The following is an 18766-nucleotide window of genomic DNA, read 5'->3' as shown; positions in this document are numbered from 1 at the left end:
GTATTAAGCGAATTAAATTAACTTAGAAGATAGTCAATCTGTATTTACCGAGTTCCTTTGGATTCTTGGAAGTAACAACTATATAGTAAGTATCATCTTCAGGCAACCTAGCTCGGTCAATTAAAGCACTGTACACACCATTGTTGTCTTTGTCTTTATCTATAGCAATGCTCTGTCCTTGAGAATTTAGCAAAGCTACATAAGGAGAAAACTCTTCATCAACACTATCTACCCGAATACTTACAAGCTGATTTTTTTTACCTTGAAAATTGGAAATATTGTAAGCACCGCCATTTTGTTTTAGGGTTGAGCTATTGGCACTTAGTTGACCTGATTCATCTAAGGTATAGCTAGCCCTGTCATTTCTCAGAGCCAAACTATAGCGGCCTATCTCTCCAGGTTCTTGGCTAGTAACTGCAATCTTGTAAGTGCCCTTTGCAGGTAGTCGTGCAAAAATGAATGCATCATCGCCACCACTGCTTTTATCCAAAGTGCCTTTTTTCACAATGATATTATTATCAGGATCGTGTAAAAACAGCAAAGGATTTAAACTCAAGTTATTTGATCTGCGTGTATCATTACTGCCAATCAGCCTAATTTGGACTAGTTGATTTTCTCTGCCCTCAAACTCATAGAAATGAAAGTATCTACCTTGAGATTGAAAGTCACTCTTACTCAGAATCCCCAATGCGACATCTGCAAAGTTAATCTCCTTGTAAGTAGGTGTCATGGGTTGAGAAACTGCTGGACGGTTGGCACTGGTCTGGCGACGTGTCCCTCGGTTGGCACTGGTCTGGCGACGTGTCTCTTGGTTGGTGCTGGTCTGGCGACGTGTCCCTTGGTTGGTGCTGGTCTGGCGACGTGTTCCTTGGTTGGCACTGGCCTGGCGACGTGTCCCTCGGTTAGTATTGGAACTATTGGATGTTGGCTGGGGATTTTCTGGCTTAGACGGTACACTACGAGCCTGCTGTATTGGTGACTCAACAGATGGCTTGCGTCTTGGAGATACTGACGCTTGAGAAACGGGAATTTGCTCAATTGCTTTCTTTACTGCTTCTGGTTGTCTCTCATCTGGTGATTTGGCAATTATGAAGTCTTTAGAATTTTGAGGTCTTCCCAAAGCACTTATAGGCAGCACATTACCTGTGATCAACAAACTACTACTTAAGCAACAAATTAAAATACGATTTAATTTGCGACGATAGCTGTTGTTTTCTAGTAGCATAATTACGCTCCTAATTTTGCTGATGATTTTCTATTTAACAGGTAGACAAATTTTAAATCGAAAAATTTAAGTCCCAATCTAAAGTATTAGTACACTGTGGCAAAAGGCGATTTTGCCCCAAGCATTGTTTGAGATGGTAGCTGGATTTTTGCCAAGCTGTACTAGAGTGAATGTCAATGTTGTAGGTATATACTGAGCTACAAGCAGAAATTGCTGTTTTTCGGATTTTTGCTGGGATATTTTTGCCAAACTGAGCCAGATGCTGCCGGACTACTAAATTGAGAATGCCTACATAATGCATAAGTTTAATTGGTGCCAATCAATTCTTCAAAAGGCATCGCTCAAGCACAACTTGTTTCAAGTTATCTAAAATTGTTCAATACCTTATGAGGTAAGGAAATTGGGGATTTGTATGGTGTCTCAGTGATATTTACTAACAAGAGAGATTATACTGCATGACTTAAAATGAATATATACTCCAATTGAAATGGATTCCCAGTATGCTCTGTTGTGTGAATCCCGATTGCCAAAAACCCCTAAATCCTGATAAAAACAACTATTGCCACAGTTGTAGATCAGAATTGATACCCCTGCTGGGAGGTCGCTATCGTCCTACTCAGGTGTTGTCAGATGAGGGCGGATTTGGTAGAACTTATTTGGCAGAAGATGTACACAAACTGAATGAATGCTGTGTTGTTAAGCAATTCGCCCCAAAACTTCAGGGAACTGGGCCACTAACAAAGGCCATTGAGCTATTTAAACAAGAAGCAAGCCGACTGCAAGAACTCGCAGAACATCCTCAAATTCCCACTTTATTGGCTTATTTTGAGCAAAATAGCTATCTGTTTTTGGTACAGCAGTTTATCAATGGCCATAACTTGCTTAAGGAATGGGAGACGCGGGGAAGCTATAACGAAAGAGAGATTCGCGGACTTTTGTTAGATTTACTGCCCGTGCTGAAGTTTATTCATGTACAGGGAGTGATTCATCGGGATATCAAACCACAAAATATTATTCGCCGTCAAAAAGACGGGCGATTAGTGCTAATTGATTTTGGAGCCTCAAAGCAACTGACGGCAACGGTGCAGACTAAGATGGGCACTGTTATTGGCTCACACGGTTATACTGCACTTGAACAGATGCAAGATGGAAAAGCTTACCCAGCCAGTGATTTATTCAGTTTGGGGGCGACTTGTTTTCATCTACTGACTGGGGTTCGCCCATCTCAACTGTGGATACAGCAGGGCTATAGTTGGGTGGCATCTTGGCGACAATATTTGATCAGTCCAGGTAGAGACGAAGTTTCTGTGTCTATAGAGTTGGGTGAAGTTTTGGATAAGCTGTTGCAACTAGACATCCAAAAGCGTTACCAATCGGCTGATGAAGTCATTGCTGACTTGACACCTGGGCTATCACCATTGGCACCAGTGCCACCAACTGTACTTGCACCCACATTTACAACTAGTTCAGCAAACACCGGGCCCGTTTCACCAAAACCCAATAACAAGCGGAGAATTCAACTCCTGTTAGGTAGTAGCATTTTGGTGTTCGGATTAGGGGGAACTTGGTATTTCCAAACTCGCTCCCATACAATGAGCGAGTTTTCTCAGCCGATTTCTCAGCCGATTTCTCAACCGATTCAGCCCCAAAAAAGCGTCTCAGAAAATTCTTTTGTGCCCAAACCCCTGAAGGGGCATTCCAGCGATGTGAATTCCGTAGCTTTCAGTCCTGATGGCATAACCCTTAGTAGTGCCAGTGATGATAAGACAATCAAGTTATGGAATCTCGCAAGTGGAGAGGAAATCCACACCTTAGAAGGACATTCCACTTGGATTTGGGCTGTAGCCTTCAGTCCAGATGGCAAAACCCTTGCCAGTGGTAGCGCGGACAAGACTATCAAACTGTGGAATGTGGAGACAGGAAAGTTAGTCCGCACCTTAGAGGGACATAGTGACGGAATTACTTCAGTAGCTTTCAGTCCTGATGGCAAAACTCTTGCCAGTGGCAGTGCTAGTAAGGATATGAAAATCAAACTGTGGAATCTAGAGACAGGAAAGTTAATCCGCACCTTAGAGGGACATATCAATGGTGTTCCATCTGTGGCTTTTAGTCCTAATGGCAAAACCCTTGCCAGTGGTAGCTGGGATAAGACAATTAAATTGTGGAATCTAGAGACAGGAAAGGAAATCCGCAGCTTGGAGGGAAATAGTGAGTCGATTCTTTCGGTTGCTTTTGCTCCCGATGGTGTCACCCTTGCCAGTGGCAGTAAAGACAAAACAATCAAATTGTGGAATCTGGAGAAAGGAAAGTTAATCCGCACCTTGAAGGGACATCAAGATAAGGTTAATTCCGTAGCCTTTTTGCCCAGCTTAAGTCCAAATGGTGTCACCCTTGTCAGTGGCAGCAATGACAAGACAATTAAATTGTGGAATCCTTTAACAGGAAAGGAAATCCGCACTTTAGAGACGGGTTCTGGATATATTTATGCGATCGCCATCAGCCCAGATGGACAAACTATTGCCGGTGGTGGGAGTGGTGAGAACATTCTCAAGATTTGGCAGACGATTTACTGAAAAGTACAGAAATTTTTGTAGCAATAATTCATTTATGCAATATTTTAATTATTAATGGATTTTCTCAACCAGAAGCGATCGCTGCGGCAATATTACCTTCAATTATCGGCATTTTTCATATCTGAGCACGTAATTTCCTCTTCTGGAATCGAGCTAGTTTTAATGCGATCGCTAACTTTACTATTGCTTAATTTGCCATGCATGATAGTTTATTGTCTACCAAAATGCTTATTTACTCGATCGCAAATGCAACTTTAAGCGGATTTATATTTGCAGCTAAAGATTGATGCTGTCGCTGTCAGAACTTAATAAGCTTTAACTATTACTGACAGCAAATTAATTGAGGAATGTGATCGTGAAACGCTTTAATGTCTCCAAAATTTTAGGAAGTACTGTCCTAGCTTTAAGTTTGGCTACCTTGCCCACAGTTTTGCCCGCTTCTGCTCAAACAACAACTGCTCCTGATGGTACTGTCACAGATACCACTACAGATCGCACTGCTACCGACGGAGATTACCAAGATGGTGATTGGGGTTTGCTGGGCTTGCTCGGTTTATTTGGTTTGTTTGGTCGCAAGAGCCGCAGAGCCAATGATACTGTAGGTTATAGTGACCCTAATGTGGTAAGCTCCCCTGGCTCCCGTTCTAACTATTAATAACGAGTTGCGTTGTGTTTTAGCGTAAATCCTAAAGATAATTACGGGGAAAGCCTGCCGGTGCAGGCTTTGTTTGTGTATTTACAAATAATAGAACTGCCCTTTAGCCCCTACGTCAATTCCAGCCCACCTTGATAGCCAGTAACGATGCGGCTACCATCCTTGAGGACATGAACCTCAATCTGGTCACTGGCCCAGGTAATCTGGTCTTGGAAAGCCGGGTTTAATACCCGAACCCGTTGATTGCTGGAAGAAACCGGAGAGTTGGGAGAATTAATTGCCAGAGATTGGACAAAAGGCCCGTCAATCAGGATATCAAGTTGTTCTAACAAAGCTTGGGAACCTGGCGGTGCGGATTGAGACTGTAGTTGCTTGAGGGTAAACCCAGTAAAAGACATTACATTTAATCCAGCAGCTTTTACCTTACGAGCTAAAGATGCCAGTTCAGTTGCTTGCCAAAAGGGTTCTCCACCAGAGAACGTTACACCCGTGTTGTGGGGATTGCTGAGAATATTCTCGGCAAGGGTATCAACAGCAATCAATTGGTTAGCCTCAAAAGACCAGGAGTTAGTATTAAAGCAGCCAGGACACTCACGAAGACAACCTTGTACCCAGATGACTGCACGACAACCAGGGCCATTAACTTCTGACTGATCAACGTAACCCATAATATTGAGATAGCCAGGGGGAATTTCCATGAGTGCTAGCGATGGGTCAGTTGGCTTAATTTCCATCTCTTTAACTCCTTTTAGCCGTTGCCTGTTAACCGTTAACTATAGCGAATCTTCAGTTATATAACCGTGACTAATGACTAATGACTAATGACTAATCCCTGAAAAACTTTATGGGATTTTGAAAAGTCAGCTTTAACTTACTAGACTGAAGTTAGTTGCCCAGCTAGTATTGACCGTCCCATAGATAGAATCGATGACTCAACAAACTTCTAGAATTTGTATCCTTGGTGGAGGCTTTGGTGGTCTCTACACAGCCTTGCGCTTAAGCCAGTTACCTTGGGAATCTACGCAAAAACCCGAAATTGTTCTGGTAGATCAAAGCGATCGCTTCCTATTCTCTCCTTTACTTTACGAATTACTCACTGGCGAATTGCAAACCTGGGAAATTGCCCCACCCTTTGAAGAACTTTTACAAGGCACAGGGGTGCGTTTTTATCAAGGGGTTGTGTCTGGAATTGACATCGACCAGAAACTGGTAAATATACATGAAGGCCCGGAAATTCCTTATGATCGCTTAGTGTTGGCACTAGGAGGTGAGACACCGCTAGATTTAGTCCCTGGTGCAACATCCTACGCCTATCCATTCCGCACAATCTCTGATGTTTATCGTTTGGAAGAACGCCTGCGATTTTTAGAAGAATCGGATGCTGATAAAATTCGGGTGGCAATAATTGGGGCTGGCTACAGTGGTGTCGAGTTAGCCTGTAAGTTAGCCGACAGACTAGGTGAAAGAGGACGCTTTCGGATCATTGAAATTGCTGACCAAATTTTGCGAACTTCTCCAGAGTTTAATCGGGAAGCAGCAAAAAAAGCTTTAGAAGCCCGTGGCGTGTTTATTGATTTAGAAACCAAAGTAGAATCAATAGAGCAAAATTCCATTTCTCTAGAGTACAAAAACCAGTTAGACACGATTCCCGTAGATTTGGTAATTTGGACTGTGGGAACTAGAGTCGCGCCCGTAGTGAAATCTCTTCCCCTCAAGCAAAACCAGCGTGGTCAAATTAGCACTACATCCAATCTGCAAGTCCTTGATCATCCAGAAATCTTTGCCTTGGGAGATTTAGCAGATTGTCATGACATTGAAGGACAGCAAGTCCCCCCCACTGCACAAGCCGCCTTCCAACAAGCTGATTATACTGCTTGGAATATCTGGGCAAGTCTGACTAATCGCCCCCTCCTTCCCTTCCACTACCAACAGTTAGGAGAAATGATGGCACTAGGCATAGACAACGCCACTCTCACTGGTTTGGGAATTAAACTAGATGGTCGCTTGGCATACGTCGCCCGGCGGATTGCCTATTTATATAGGTTGCCAACTTTAGACCATCAACTCAAAGTTGGTTTTAATTGGCTAGTCCGTCCGATTATAGAAACACTTTCTCGGTAACTTAAGGTTGGGCATTGGTAAAAACCAAGGCATTTACGATGATTTGCTTTATTTTCGCCAACCTACTTAGCAGATGCTAGACTCTACCCACAGAAGCTCTTTAACAAGCCAAAATCTAACATTCAACATTCAAAATTTTCAAACTTTGATGGAACAACCGAAAGTTATTTTTTTAGATGCTGTGGGTACACTCTTCGATGTCAAAGGTAGTGTGGGCGAAGTTTATAGTCAGATAGCCCAAGAATTTGACGTTACAGTTTCAGCCGAAACATTGAATACAGCCTTCATCAAAAGTTTTAAAGCAGCGCCGCCGCCGATATTTCTAGATGCAGAACTGCAAGATATTCCCCAGCGCGAGTTTGATTGGTGGCGGATAATTGCTCTGAACACTTTTGAAAGTGCAGGTGTTCTCAAGGAATTTTCTGACTTTTCGGCTTTTTTTAGCGAACTTTACATCCACTTTGGCACTGCCGAACCGTGGTTTGTCTATCCCGATGTTTTACCAGCTTTAATCAACTGGCGGCGATTGGGAGTTACCTTGGGGGTACTGTCCAATTTTGATTCTCGGATTTACTCAGTATTGCAAAGTTTGGGATTGAGAGAGTTTTTTACCTCCGTCACCATTTCTACCCAGGTACGTGCAGCTAAACCCGATCCTCAAATTTTTGCCATTGCTTTAGATAAACATCAATGTTCTCCAGAGGCAGCATGGCATATCGGCGATAGCATCATAGAAGACTACTACGCAGCTAAAGCAGCCGGACTTAGAGGCGTTTGGATCAACCGGGGAAAATGAGAGGATACATTGGCGATCGCTTCAAGCATCACACTCATGAGTATTGTGTGAACTGATTTCCATGCTGCTTCGACTTTATCTGTCCAACGCTGCGCCCGCAGCGTTTGCTCCAGCGCCCAAAGCAAGCTCGCTCCCACCGTCGAGTAGTGTTCGGGGCGGATGCTGTAGGAGACATGTCGCCGTCCCAGTTCGCGCACCGTATCGGTAATCTCGTTGAGAACATCTCCTCGCACAACTCATCAATCGCAGTCACAGAACTGGAAAAGACGGCAGAGCCAGTCAGTTCTTCCCGTGTAAGGAAACCGCACATACATCCAGCGAAATTGTTATCGGCAGTTGCTTTTTCTGAAAGCATCGTCTCCTCTGATAATCGCACTAAGTCTCCCACTTAACTCGGACTACCGAATTAGCATTTCTCCATGCTGCCCCAACACTCGTATGATCAAAATATCAGGAAAACATAACAGCCAGATTTTTACCGCAAAACATGGGCAGTATTTGGGAAATCGATTTTTACTCCCGTCCGATTTTGGACGATAATCAGAAAAAAATTTGGGAAGTCTTAGTCTGCGAAAGCCCCTTAGATATCAGCACAAAACCAGATTCTTTGTTTCGCTATGCTCAATATTGTCCCAGTACCCAGGTAAACTCGGGCTGGTTGCGGACAGCATTGCAAGAGGCTATTAACCAAGCTGGAAAGGCACCAATTAAAATCCGCTTTTTCCGCCGCCAAATGAACAACATGATTACTAAAGCTTGCCAAGACTTGGGCATTCCCGCCCAGCCTAGCCGCCGTACTTTGGTTCTCAACCAATGGTTAGAACAGCGGATGGAGGAAGTGTATCCTCAAGAGGCAGGGTATCAAGGGGGGACTAATCCCTCAGTCCGCTTGGAGAAACCTTTGCCGCAACGTTTACCAGATGCTTTGGAAGGACAGCAGTGGGTATTTGTTACCTTAGATGCTGCGGATTTTGCTGAGATGCCAGAATGGGAAATTGGTTTTGGTGAAGCTTTCCCTTTAGAGTTGGCGAAAGTTTCACCCGAAGCCCGGATTCCTGGTATTTTGATTTTCTCACCGAGAGCGTTGCCCTTAGCTGGCTGGATGTCTGGTTTGGAGTTGGCTTTCTTAAGATTTGACACCAGCGAAGAGGCGAGATTGCTTTTAGAAACTGGTGTAACTGAAAGTTGGATTGTAGCAAATATCAAAAAACCTCAAATCTTAGCAGAAGCTAAAGCTTTTGAAGAAGCCAAGCAAAAAGCTAACGGAGTGCATTTTATCGGTGTGCAGTCTGATCCCAAAGCACAATCTTTTGCTGGTTTTTGGCTGTTGCAAGAGGTTAATCTCTGAAAATGGGCATGGGACATTGGGTATGGGGGAAGAATGAATAATAACTAATGACAAATGACCAATGACCAATGACTAATGACTAGAAACGTTGAGACATGACAATGATTTGGGATAATTAACTGCGTCCATCAGTGTTGATCTGTGGTTTCAAATCGTAACTATAAGGAAACGCTGATGATTTTTGGATGGTTATCTGCGTTCATCAGTAGAAAGTTTGATCGTCAAAAGCCGACGATCGCACTTTCAAGAGAGGGCGTTGATATGCAATTCAAAATCCACAATTCACTAAGGGTCATGGGTTCTGAAAATTTGTCACAAGATACACTCGCCGAACAGTTGCTGGAACTAGCTATAAAATCTGGAGCAGAAGCTGCTGAGGTGTATCAGTCGCGATCGCTTTCTCGTCCAGTGTTTTTTGAGGCAAACCGACTCAAACAGCTAGAAACCAATCAATCTGAAGGTACAGCCCTACGGCTTTGGCGAAACGGGCGTCCAGGACTCACAGTGGCTTACGGTTCTGTCCTAGCCGAAGTAATGGTGGAAAAAGCTCTAGCACTCAGTCAACTGAATCAACCAGAAACAGTAGAATTAGGCTCTAATTTTCAGCCCTCCTACCCAGATTTAGGGGAAAGTGTGCCGATAGAGATTTTGGTAGATTGGGGCAAAGAAGCGATCACACTCATCCGCGATGCCTATCCCGATGTTGTTTGTAATGGTGACTGGGAATGTGATGTTGAAACTACCAGAATAGTCAACACTAAAGGTTTAGATTGTCACTACACCGATACTACTCTCAACTGCTATATATCAGCAGAATGGGTGCGTGGTGATGATTTTTTAAGTGTTTCCGATGGTCAAACCAAGCGGGGCGAACTCCACCCTGAGATATTGGCTAACCAAATTTTACAACGGTTAATTTGGGCCAGAGAAAATATTTCACCTCCTACTGGTCGCATCCCGGTTTTGTTCACTTCTAAAGCAGCTGATATGCTTTGGGGCACTGTGCAAGAAGCTTTGAATGGCAAGCGGGTCTTAGAAGTAGCTTCCCCTTGGGCAGAACGCCTGGGTACCCCAGTAATAGCACCCAGTCTCACCCTCTACCAAGACCCGGAAGCCGGCCCTTACAGTTGTCCTTTTGATGATGAAGGCACTCCTACTAAATCTTTAGTATTTATCCAAAACGGGATTTTACAGCATTTTTATGGCGATCGCACCACCGGTCGCCAACTGGGTACTAACACCACTGGAAATGGTTTTCGCCCTGGTTTAGGTAGCTATCCCACCCCTGGTTTATTTAATTTTCTGATTGAGCCAGGTTCGGCATCTTTACCAGATTTAATTAAAGAACTGGATGATGGCATAATTGTGGATCAAATGCTAGGTGGTGGCGGCAGTATTTCTGGAGATTTTTCAATCAACGTTGATTTAGGCTACCGCGTCCAAAATGGTCACGTAATTGGGCGCGTTAAGGATACGATGGTTGCAGGTAATGTCTACACAGCCCTGAAGCAATTGGTTACACTGGGTAATGATGCTGATTGGAATGGTTCTTGTTATACTCCATCTCTGATAGTAGAAGGGCTATCCACTACGGGGAGAAGCAATTAAATAATTGGTAATTCGTAATTTGTAATTCGTAATTGGTATAAGATTCCACTGAGCAGCTTTTTGGTACAGACTTGTAATTCAAAGTCCAAAATCTAAAATCCAAAATTGCTATGAATCAGCGCTTTCGCACCTGGTGGCAGCCTAGAAGAGGTTTAGCGATCGCCGAAGCTTGTGTTATCGGTCTGGTTGCTGCCCTATCTGCGGTGTTCCTGAAAGTAGGATCGGGATGGCTGGGGACATGGCGAGTCCATACTACCCATCTGTTGCCGGCATGGCTGGTACTACCCACAATTGGTCTTGTCCTGGGGTTTGTGGCTGGATGGTTGGTGGATAGATTGGCACCAGAGGCTTATGGTAGCGGTATTCCGCAAGTCAAAGCAACTCTTGCCAATGTGCCGATGGTATTATCCTGGCGCGTAGCAGGTATAAAGTTACTCAGTGCCATCATCTCCATAGGTTCTGGCATGACTCTGGGACGACAAGGCCCCACCGTTCACGTCGGGGCAGGTTTGGCAGCAGGGATGAGTCGCTGGGTTCCCACTTCCCCAGATCATCGACGGCAAATGATTGCAGCTGGTGCGGGTGCAGGTTTGGCAGCTGCTTTCAATGCCCCGATCGCAGGTGTATTGTTTATCGTTGAAGAATTACTCCAAGATTTATCAGGATTGACTTTGGGAACTGCCATTATCGCCTCCTTTATTGGAGGGGTGATATCCCGACTTTTAGGTGGTGGCAGTTTAGACCTTAACCTGCAATTGGTACAATCTTCCAGCCAATTCTCCATCCCAGAAATTCCCTTTTTCGTGCTTTTGGGGATTTTGGCAGGGTTGTTGGGTGCATTGTTTAATCGCGGCTTAATATTTAGTATTAAATTTTATAGAAAATTACATATCAGCTTACCACTGCGGGTAGCTTTGGCTGGATTTATCTCCGGTGTTGTCGTGGCAATGCTCCCGGCATCCTTTCGTGATAATACGGGATTACGGGAGTCCTTAATTACTGGAGGGGCCCATCCTACCGTAGCAGCGATCGCCTTTGCGGCCCAGTTTATCCTCACACTCATCGCATTTGGTTCAGGAGCGCCTGGGGGATTATTTGCTCCCAGCTTAATTTTAGGTTCTTGTTTAGGACATATCATTGGTGTCTCTGAGCTATACATCACCGGAACAGGTTCTCCTACTACTTACGCGCTAGCGGGTATGGGGGGATTTTTTAGCGCCGTTTCTAAAGTGCCAATCACAGCAATTGTGATTGTGTTTGAGATGACTACAGATTTCAATCTGGTGCTACCTTTAATGATTGTTTCTGTAGCAGCCTACCTGGTTGCGGATAAGGTAGTGCCTGGTTCGCTTTATGAGAAACTTTTGGAATTAAAAGGCATCACTCTCACCAAAGAAGCTCCTATGGAAGGAGCATTAACCAAGTTAACTGCAAAAGATGTGATGCAAGAACGGGTAGAAACTCTGGATGCAGAGATGAGCTTGGAAGAAGCAATGCAGTCCTTTGCTCGTTCCCATCATCGCGGTTTCCCTGTGGTAGAAGATAGCAAGTTAGTAGGGATTGTGACGCAATCAGATTTGCTGAAAATCCGCGAGAGTGCAAAGCACACGTTTCACGAACGCAATTTAGCCGATATTTTCTTAAAAGAAATTATGACCCCTGTCCCGATGACAGTAACACCAATCCATACCCTGAGCAATGTGCTGTATTTACTCGATCGCTATCAAATCAGTCGCTTACCTGTGGTGGATGGACGAAAACTGATTGGGATTATTACTCGTGCAGATATTATTCGGGCGGAAGCAGATCATCTCAATTGTGATAACCGGACTCTTAAACTCCGACCAGAACCTTCATACATAGTTTACCAAACGCGATCGCCCAGTACCGGCAGTGGTCGATTATTAGTGCCTGTAGCTAATCCCGAAACAGCCGCTATTTTATTACAAATGGCAGTAGCTATTGCCCGCGATCGCCATTATGAAATAGATTGCGTGCAAGTGATGTTGATACCCCGCCACAGTTCCCCATCGGAAACACAGGTAAGGACGGCAAAAAGTCGCCGCTTGCTACGACAGGCGGAAGTCTTAGCAAAAAAGTGGAAAATTCCCTTACACACGCAGATACGAGTTACTCACGATGTAGCACAGGCAATTTTGGAGACAATTAACGAACAACACATCGACCTAATCTTAATGGGATGGAAAGGTAACACATCTACCCCTGGCCGGATTTTTGGCAACGTTGTTGACACCATAATTCGCCAAGCCACCTGCGAAGTAGTTTTGGTAAAGTTGGGCACTACTCAGCACCCCACACAGTCTAAAAACCCCGCTATTGCTAACAGCACTCCACACGGGCTAAACCTCAGCTATCCACTAACAGCACTCCACACTCACCACTCCTTCAACCGCTGGCTAGTCCCGATGGCTGGTGGTCCCAATTCCCCTCTGGCGATTAAATTGTTACCTGCTTTAATTACATTGGGAAATGATCCGCAAATTCGCCTGACACAGGTGTTTAAGTCATCTGAATTCAAGCCAGATATGTCCGTTTCAGAACAAGCCATCCGCCATTTGATGCGTCGCCGCAAATTGTCCAGTACTGTAGTTGCTCTCCCAGTCCAAGCTAATTCAGTTGCGGAAGGTGTGATTAACCTAGTGAAAACCGAAGGTTATGATGTTGTAGTTTTGGGAGCTTCGCGCGAGGGATTGTTACAGCAAGCGATTCAAGGTAATATTCCAGAAGCGATCGCCTCTGGTGTAGAAAGTACAGTGATTTTGGTTAGGGGTGCGATGAACAAGTAAATTATTCATTTGACTAACGATAAAGTACACCAATAATCAGAGCAACAATTATTGGTATTAGGATTGGAATAGCAACTATAAGTCCCCACTTACCAAACTTAATTTCCTCACCCTCAGATTTTAAAAAAGCAATCCAACCTACAACTCCCATCAAAATCCAAATAGATCCAAAGGCAAGAAATATAACAAATACTGAATCTTCCATTTTTCCCTAATTAAATGTATACAAAAAAGCTGTAAGATAAATTTTGGTTTATATCCTTTTTTACTAAATAGCTGAAATTTAGCTGTTACTTTGCAGTTTCTATTAGCACATTTTGGATACTACTTTTCATCGACTGATTGGGATAAATTTTATCTATCTTAATACTTATATCATGTCCGCTTAAATAACCGTCATTGCCACCGTTCGCCAAGCATCTCGTACAGAAGGGAAGCAATCACAAGGTTTTTGGGATTGTTTCCCTGTGGGAACGCCAAAGGTGAACATTTCACTTTGTTACAGTTGCAATCACAAATGATAAGTAATTAGCCGTAATTGATGTTAAGCGTTTCATTAATTTAAAATTGGCGGTTTCGTAACACCGGGCTGTACTAGAAAAAATGATCAAGACTAAGATAAATATGCAAATACCTCTATTGAGAATTTCCTCATTAAATACAGCTTTGTTTGGGACGGATTATAGTTAATGAAATTACTAGATCGGAATTTCACTAGATTATTTCAGACAATTTTTACTGAACACCGTGTACTTTGGGCTGTTTTGCTCCTTGGTGCAGCACTGGTGGTAACGCTAGCGCTGTCACTTTCTCAAGGAGCAGTACCTTTAAGTATGTCGGAATTTGGGCAAGCCATACTCCGAAAAGGCGATCCGGTTAAACAGACAATTCTCTGGGATTTGCGACTCCCACGGATTACAGCTGCTCTCATTGTCGGCGCAGCCTTGGGAATGTCTGGAGCACTGCTGCAAGGAATGTTACGCAATAGTCTTGCCGATCCATTTATTCTGGGCATTTCAGCGGGTGCAGGATTAATTGTGATTCTGATGATCGTGTGGCAAATATTCCCGATCGCAATTCCTTTAGCAGCGTGGATGGGAGCAATTTTGACTTCAGCGATCGTTATTTTGCTCGGTCGTGCGGGGTCGGGAATTTCAGTGGAGCGGTTGATTTTAGGCGGAGTGGCGGTGAGTTCTTTATTTGGTGCTGTGCAAAGCACATTGCTGCTTTTAGCTGAAGATGGTCAAATTCAAATTGCGCTCAGTTGGCTGGTTGGTAGTCTCAACGGACGGGGTTGGCAAGAAATTGCTACGGCTGGCCCTTACATCATCGTTGCATTGCTTGGGGGATGCTTACTGGCGCGATCGGTAAATGTGCTGGCTTTGGGAGATGATTTAGCTGTGGGTTTGGGGGTTTCGTTGACGCGATCGCGTCTGTTAATTGGTGGTGTCGCCACTTTATTAGCCGCAGGTGCAGTCAGTATTAGTGGTTTGATTGGATTTGTTGGTCTTGTTGTCCCTCACGGTGTCCGCCTGATCGTTGGTACAGATCATCGCTTTGTTTTGCCACTTTCCGCCCTTGCGGGTGCATGGTTACTAACTTTTGCAGATTTACTTTCTAGACTAGGAGCAGTAGAACTACCAGTAGGTTCTGTCACCGCGTTGCTGGGTTCACCGCTATTTATCTGGTTACTTTATCGTCGTTCTGCTGGGTTTAAGTGAACTACCCACACTTCTGCTGACTCCGAAGTGTGGGCATCTCGCCCGGTAGAGATTCGTTACCTAATCTCTAATATTTAACCCCCAAAACCAGGAATTAAACGCTTGAGGGCACGACCAGCGACATCGCCATAGCGCAGTTCTCCACACAGAATCTTACCCATGATTTTGGCACCAGAGGGGCGCTTAACACCAACTTTGTAGCCAATGCCAGGAAAGCGATAGAATGCTCCACCTAATTTTTGCGCCCAAGCCATCTCAGTACCCCATTCTTCATTAATGGCTTCACTATATTTTTCTAAAGCGTTGGTATCACCAGAAAGTGCCTCATTAATGGCTCCTGCTGCAATCAAACCGCTAAAAATTGACGGACGAATGCCTTCTGCTGTCATCGGATCAACTACACAAGCAGCTTCCCCAGCCAAAACTGCATTTTGAGTATGCAACTTTTGGTTGCCATCCCACAAGCAAAGGGGATAACCATACTGCTTACTAGTTTTGATATCTACATCAAACGATCGCGCGTACTCATCTAAAATCTTCTTAAAGTCCTGAGGTTCGCCACCAATAAAGGTACCGACACCAATTGAATAACCGTCCGCCTTCGGAAAGTTCCAAATATAACCGTTTTTTACCAAGCCAAACTCAAAGTGAATTGTGGATTTGTCCTTCACATCTGCGAGAACTTCTGCTTCCAAAGCTCCTGCTAAACGGCGTTTACGGTCTTTGAAGCCTAGCCATTTTGCCATTGGCCCTTTAACACCATCAGCCGCTATTAAGTAGCGAGCTGTAACTGATCCATTGGCTGTGTTAACTTGCCAGTGGTCACTTTTAAATTCAATACCCGTCACTTCAGTATTATCTCGTAGTTCAGCCCCTTGCTTCTGTCCTTGCTGCACTATGAAATGGTCAAAAATATCTCGTCGCACCATCCAGACTGGTTCTTTTGTGGCAATTTTCGCTTCCACGGGGTCACCCAATTTCCAGGTAAAGCGAAGAGAGTCGGCTTTTACAGAAATTGCTGGGCTAAAATCAAAGTCAAACCATTGAGCGATCGCTGGAGATACACCACCGCCACAAGGTTTATATCTTGGTAGGGATTCTTTTTCTAACACTAATACTGAGCGACCCTGCTTGGCTAAATGATATGCAGCTGTTCCACCAGCTGGCCCAGCGCCGACGATGATGCAGTCGTACATATGGCTGAATTTTTGCTCCTGAATTAGTGATTTTCCGCTGTATATCTTTTTTTGACAAAGATGCAGTCTGATCAGACTTAAAACTAATTTTAAGATTTACTGCTGAAAATTACATAGCATTCAGTTTTATTTAGCTAAATATTTATTTTTTGGTAGATATTTTTTAGGGAAAACCTTTCCCTTAATCGATTTGGGGTTTATATGTTTAAAATTTTGATGAAATCTATATTAGTTTATAGCTAGGTGCAGCACTGTGACAGATGTCTTTAAATAGAATTCAAGCATCTGAATGATGTTATGTACTCTGACTACCTTTACTACACCTAGCTTAAAATGGAAGTAAAGTACCAGGGATCAAGTTTTTCTACCGCTATAGATAGGGAGAGGGATTTATCCCATCCTCCCTAAGTTAGATTAAACGGTTGTGATGTCCTTTTCTTTTTCTGCTAGCAATTCATCGATTCTGGCGGTGTACTTGTTTGTCAGTTTTTGCAATTTATCTTGCTGATCCCGCGCTTCATCTTCAGAAATTTCAGTATTCTTTTCCTGTTTGCGAATGGCATCTATAGCATCTCGGCGGATATTGCGAATAGCAACACGGCCCTCTTCAGCATACTTCGATGCCATTTTGACGAGTTCTTTACGGCGATCGCTTGTCAAAGGCGGAATATTCAGCCGAATCACGGTACCGTCATTGCTGGGGGTTAAACCCACATCTGAGAGGGAAATCGCTTTTTCGACTATATTTAAACTGCTGCGATCGTAGGGTTGAATTAAGATCGTCGTGGCATCAGGTGTGCTGATGTTTGCCAATGATTTCAAGGAAGTGGGCGAACCGTAATAGTCCACCGATACTTTATCTAATAGACTCGCATTGGCGCGACCAGTGCGAATCGTGTTAAAAGCTCGTTGAGTTGACTCAACGGTTTTTTGCATCGTACTCTCAGCTTCAGCTAATTTCACAAGAACCTCCCACAAGGGTGCCGATAGATTCTCCCAAGACTGCTCGGTGGATGTTACCTCGCACCGTTAGGTCAAATACCAGAATTGGGATATTATTTTCTTTACATAAGGCGATCGCAGTACTATCCATCACCCGCAAATCTTTGGCTAAAACGTGCGCGTAGGTGAGGCTATTGTAACGCTTGGCATCAGGATATATATGAGGATCAGCATCATACACTCCGTCTACTTTAGTGGCTTTAAAAATCACTTCTGCATCAATTTCTGCGGCTCTTAATGCCGCAGTCGTATCTGTAGTAAAGAAGGGATTTCCAGAACCAGCACCAAAAATTACCACCCGTCCTTTTTCAAGATGACGGATGGCACGACGACGGATATAAGGTTCCGCTAATTCTTGCATAGCGATCGCTGTTTGCACCCGCGTCTGTACTCCTATGCGTTCCAGCGAATCTTGCAGCGTCATGGCATTCATTACCGTGGCAATCATCCCAATATAGTCAGCGGTTGCCCTGTCCATCCCTGCCGACGCTGCTTTGACGCCACGAAAAATATTGCCGCCGCCAACAACTATGGCGATTTGAGTGCCAGTGGCTATCACCTCTGCTAATTCTTGTGCTATGCCTTTGACCACTTCGGGATCAATGCCATAGCCCATGTTGCCCATTAAGGCTTCACCGCTCAGTTTGAGTAAAACCCGTCGGTAATTCGTTCCCATGAAGTTCCGCTTTATCAAAAAAGTTGCAATTGCCTCCAATTTAAGATAGCAGTTACAGGGACTATCTATGTCTAGTTACGCCAAATCAGTGTAGTACCTATTGGTTCTGTTTGTGGTATATCTATTTCTTGACCAAGAAACAGAGAAGCGATCGCAGTTCTTAAATAATTCTCTCCCAGCGTTGATGGGTCTTGGGGATGATCGTCAATTTTACCTTTGTAGCGTACTATACCATTAGTATCTATTAAAAATGCCATTGGTGTTTTAGTAGCACCAAAACTGCGGGTCACATCTTGCGTTGAGTCCCACAGGTAGGGGAAGTTTAAGTTGTGACACTCGGCAAAAGCTTTCATATTTTCAAAGCTTGACCTAGTGTTGTAATTACCATCACTACCATTCATACCAATTAATGTGAAACCTTTGGGGGCAAATTCGGCTTGAATGTTTTTTAACCTGTCTATATACCACTCTACATAAGGGCAGTGGTTACACATGGAAATAACGCCAACTGCTCGGAACTTCTCAAGATAACGCCTGAGATGGTGTACTTGCTCATCAATTCCTGGCAGTTCAAAATCGGGTGCATAGCTCCCAACGGGAGTATCGATTGTTTCTAGTAGATTCATGATTTCTGGCTCGCAGAACTAGGAACAAGAAAATTATTGTTAAATTCAGCGTCAGTTTCCAGTTGCAAACCACCCCTTAGCCGATGCCTCATATTCGACAATCTTATAGACCAAATTGGCTGTCGTAAATTGTGAAACTACTGAATCTAGCACTGATGCTAATTCACTCACATCTAAAAAATAGCGAAAATATGACTCATATTGCAGAAGCTATGACTCCTAAATACTGACATAATCAAAGTTATGAGTAAATTACCCTTATAGAACCCATTTGACATCTAAGAGGGTGCAGCAAGCCTCTTAACCATCAACCGAATAAAACAAAGATTAACCTTGGCAGTCGCATTCGCTAAAGTTCTCTCAAAGTTCTTGACGAGGATTTTGCATCTTTCCATCCAAGCATTTGACCGCT

At 43.9% G+C, this 18766-nt stretch carries 18 protein-coding genes; 9 read left to right on the top strand and 9 right to left on the bottom strand.

Annotation, left to right across the window (positions count from 1 at the left end; genetic code table 11):
* Positions 1–22: 22 nt before the first annotated feature.
* Positions 23–1225, bottom strand: a complete 1203-nt coding sequence (locus H6G92_RS13065; protein ID WP_190894110.1) for a pre-peptidase C-terminal domain-containing protein — start codon at positions 1223–1225, stop codon at positions 23–25.
* A gap of 52 nt (positions 1226–1277) precedes the next feature.
* A complete protein-coding gene (locus H6G92_RS13060; protein WP_190894109.1) occupies positions 1278–1526 on the bottom strand; it encodes a hypothetical protein in 249 nt (82 codons plus the stop codon).
* Positions 1527–1725: 199 nt separating this feature from the next.
* On the opposite strand from H6G92_RS13060, the gene H6G92_RS13055 reads away from it, so the two are divergent.
* The 3 genes from H6G92_RS13055 (at position 1726) to H6G92_RS13045 (ending at position 4453) form a co-directional block, all read left to right on the top strand.
* Positions 1726–3798, top strand: coding sequence for a serine/threonine-protein kinase (locus H6G92_RS13055; RefSeq protein WP_190894108.1), 2073 nt, complete (start codon positions 1726–1728; stop codon positions 3796–3798).
* Positions 3780–3923: a hypothetical protein gene (locus H6G92_RS13050; protein ID WP_190894107.1), complete on the top strand. Its 144-nt coding sequence runs from the start codon at positions 3780–3782 to the stop codon at positions 3921–3923. The genes H6G92_RS13055 and H6G92_RS13050 overlap by 19 nt, the downstream gene beginning before the upstream one ends.
* 230 nt (positions 3924–4153) lie before the next feature.
* On the top strand, positions 4154–4453 hold the full coding sequence (locus H6G92_RS13045; RefSeq protein ID WP_190894106.1) for a WGxxGxxG family protein: 300 nt from the start codon (positions 4154–4156) through the stop codon (positions 4451–4453).
* 110 nt (positions 4454–4563) lie between these two features.
* Here the strand turns inward: H6G92_RS13045 and H6G92_RS13040 are convergent, their stop codons facing one another.
* Positions 4564–5187, bottom strand: coding sequence for a 4Fe-4S single cluster domain-containing protein (locus tag H6G92_RS13040; RefSeq protein ID WP_190894105.1), 624 nt, complete (start codon positions 5185–5187; stop codon positions 4564–4566).
* Between the two features lie 193 nt (positions 5188–5380).
* Here H6G92_RS13040 and H6G92_RS13035 point away from each other — a divergent pair, with 193 nt between their 5' ends.
* Both H6G92_RS13035 and H6G92_RS13030 read left to right on the top strand, forming a co-directional pair.
* Positions 5381–6574, top strand: coding sequence for an NAD(P)/FAD-dependent oxidoreductase (locus tag H6G92_RS13035; RefSeq protein ID WP_190894104.1), 1194 nt, complete (start codon positions 5381–5383; stop codon positions 6572–6574).
* 148 nt (positions 6575–6722) lie between these two features.
* Complete coding sequence (locus H6G92_RS13030; protein ID WP_190894103.1) at positions 6723–7370, top strand: HAD-IA family hydrolase; 648 nt, start codon at positions 6723–6725, stop codon at positions 7368–7370.
* Here the strand turns inward: H6G92_RS13030 and H6G92_RS13025 are convergent.
* Entirely contained in the window at positions 7316–7603 is a 288-nt protein-coding gene (locus tag H6G92_RS13025; RefSeq protein WP_190894102.1) for a globin domain-containing protein, read from the bottom strand. The genes H6G92_RS13030 and H6G92_RS13025 overlap by 55 nt on opposite strands.
* A gap of 254 nt (positions 7604–7857) precedes the next feature.
* Here H6G92_RS13025 and H6G92_RS13020 point away from each other — a divergent pair, with 254 nt between their 5' ends.
* From H6G92_RS13020 to H6G92_RS13010, 3 genes are all read left to right on the top strand, one after another.
* Complete coding sequence (locus tag H6G92_RS13020) at positions 7858–8718, top strand: Tab2/Atab2 family RNA-binding protein (protein ID WP_190894101.1); 861 nt, start codon at positions 7858–7860, stop codon at positions 8716–8718.
* A gap of 294 nt (positions 8719–9012) precedes the next feature.
* Positions 9013–10326, top strand: a complete 1314-nt coding sequence (locus H6G92_RS13015) for a TldD/PmbA family protein (protein WP_190894209.1) — start codon at positions 9013–9015, stop codon at positions 10324–10326.
* A gap of 110 nt (positions 10327–10436) precedes the next feature.
* Positions 10437–13133, top strand: a complete 2697-nt coding sequence (locus H6G92_RS13010) for a chloride channel protein (protein WP_190894100.1) — start codon at positions 10437–10439, stop codon at positions 13131–13133.
* A gap of 13 nt (positions 13134–13146) precedes the next feature.
* Here the strand turns inward: H6G92_RS13010 and H6G92_RS13005 are convergent, their stop codons facing one another.
* Entirely contained in the window at positions 13147–13338 is a 192-nt protein-coding gene (locus H6G92_RS13005; protein WP_190894099.1) for a hypothetical protein, read from the bottom strand.
* Positions 13339–13822: 484 nt separating this feature from the next.
* On the opposite strand from H6G92_RS13005, the gene H6G92_RS13000 reads away from it, so the two are divergent.
* Positions 13823–14854, top strand: coding sequence for a FecCD family ABC transporter permease (locus tag H6G92_RS13000; protein WP_190894098.1), 1032 nt, complete (start codon positions 13823–13825; stop codon positions 14852–14854).
* Positions 14855–14928: 74 nt separating this feature from the next.
* Here H6G92_RS13000 and H6G92_RS12995 read toward each other — a convergent pair whose 3' ends face one another.
* The 4 genes from H6G92_RS12995 to H6G92_RS12980 all read right to left on the bottom strand — a co-directional run bounded on the left by H6G92_RS12995 (position 14929) and on the right by H6G92_RS12980 (position 18354).
* Positions 14929–16050 (bottom strand): geranylgeranyl reductase family protein, encoded by a 1122-nt coding sequence (locus H6G92_RS12995; protein ID WP_190894097.1) that lies wholly within the window; start codon positions 16048–16050, stop codon positions 14929–14931.
* 414 nt (positions 16051–16464) lie between these two features.
* Complete coding sequence (gene frr, locus H6G92_RS12990; protein WP_190894096.1) at positions 16465–17013, bottom strand: ribosome recycling factor; 549 nt, start codon at positions 17011–17013, stop codon at positions 16465–16467.
* A complete protein-coding gene (gene pyrH, locus H6G92_RS12985) occupies positions 17000–17728 on the bottom strand; it encodes a UMP kinase (protein WP_069074277.1) in 729 nt (242 codons plus the stop codon). The genes frr and pyrH overlap by 14 nt, the downstream gene beginning before the upstream one ends.
* Before the next feature lie 71 nt (positions 17729–17799).
* Positions 17800–18354 carry a thioredoxin family protein gene (locus H6G92_RS12980; protein ID WP_190894095.1) on the bottom strand — a complete coding sequence of 185 codons (555 nt, stop codon included), beginning with the start codon at positions 18352–18354 and terminating at the stop codon, positions 17800–17802.
* Positions 18355–18766: the final 412 nt, after the last annotated feature.

It is taken from the genome of Nostoc foliaceum FACHB-393 (assembly GCF_014698505.1).
In the GTDB taxonomy this organism is placed as follows: Bacteria; Cyanobacteriota; Cyanobacteriia; order Cyanobacteriales; family Nostocaceae; genus Nostoc; species Nostoc foliaceum_A.
This window is presented reverse-complemented; position numbering and strand designations above follow the sequence as displayed.

Bases quoted from the DNA above. Each gene is read 5' to 3' on its own strand.
- H6G92_RS13035 (WP_190894104.1), top strand. From the start codon at position 5,381: ATGACTCAACAAACTTCTAGAATTTGTATCCTTGGTGGAGGCTTTGGT.
- H6G92_RS13055 (WP_190894108.1), top strand. From the start codon at position 1,726: ATGCTCTGTTGTGTGAATCCCGATTGCCAAAAACCCCTAAATCCTGAT.
- H6G92_RS13065 (WP_190894110.1), bottom strand. From the start codon at position 1,225: ATGCTACTAGAAAACAACAGCTATCGTCGCAAATTAAATCGTATTTTA.
- H6G92_RS13005 (WP_190894099.1), bottom strand. From the start codon at position 13,338: ATGGAAGATTCAGTATTTGTTATATTTCTTGCCTTTGGATCTATTTGG.
- H6G92_RS12995 (WP_190894097.1), bottom strand. From the start codon at position 16,050: ATGTACGACTGCATCATCGTCGGCGCTGGGCCAGCTGGTGGAACAGCT.
- pyrH (WP_069074277.1), bottom strand. From the start codon at position 17,728: ATGGGAACGAATTACCGACGGGTTTTACTCAAACTGAGCGGTGAAGCC.
- H6G92_RS13020 (WP_190894101.1), top strand. From the start codon at position 7,858: ATGGGCAGTATTTGGGAAATCGATTTTTACTCCCGTCCGATTTTGGAC.
- H6G92_RS13015 (WP_190894209.1), top strand. From the start codon at position 9,013: ATGGGTTCTGAAAATTTGTCACAAGATACACTCGCCGAACAGTTGCTG.
- H6G92_RS13030 (WP_190894103.1), top strand. From the start codon at position 6,723: ATGGAACAACCGAAAGTTATTTTTTTAGATGCTGTGGGTACACTCTTC.
- H6G92_RS13060 (WP_190894109.1), bottom strand. From the start codon at position 1,526: ATGCATTATGTAGGCATTCTCAATTTAGTAGTCCGGCAGCATCTGGCT.
- H6G92_RS13040 (WP_190894105.1), bottom strand. From the start codon at position 5,187: ATGGAAATTAAGCCAACTGACCCATCGCTAGCACTCATGGAAATTCCC.
- H6G92_RS13000 (WP_190894098.1), top strand. From the start codon at position 13,823: ATGAAATTACTAGATCGGAATTTCACTAGATTATTTCAGACAATTTTT.
- H6G92_RS12980 (WP_190894095.1), bottom strand. From the start codon at position 18,354: ATGAATCTACTAGAAACAATCGATACTCCCGTTGGGAGCTATGCACCC.
- H6G92_RS13010 (WP_190894100.1), top strand. From the start codon at position 10,437: ATGAATCAGCGCTTTCGCACCTGGTGGCAGCCTAGAAGAGGTTTAGCG.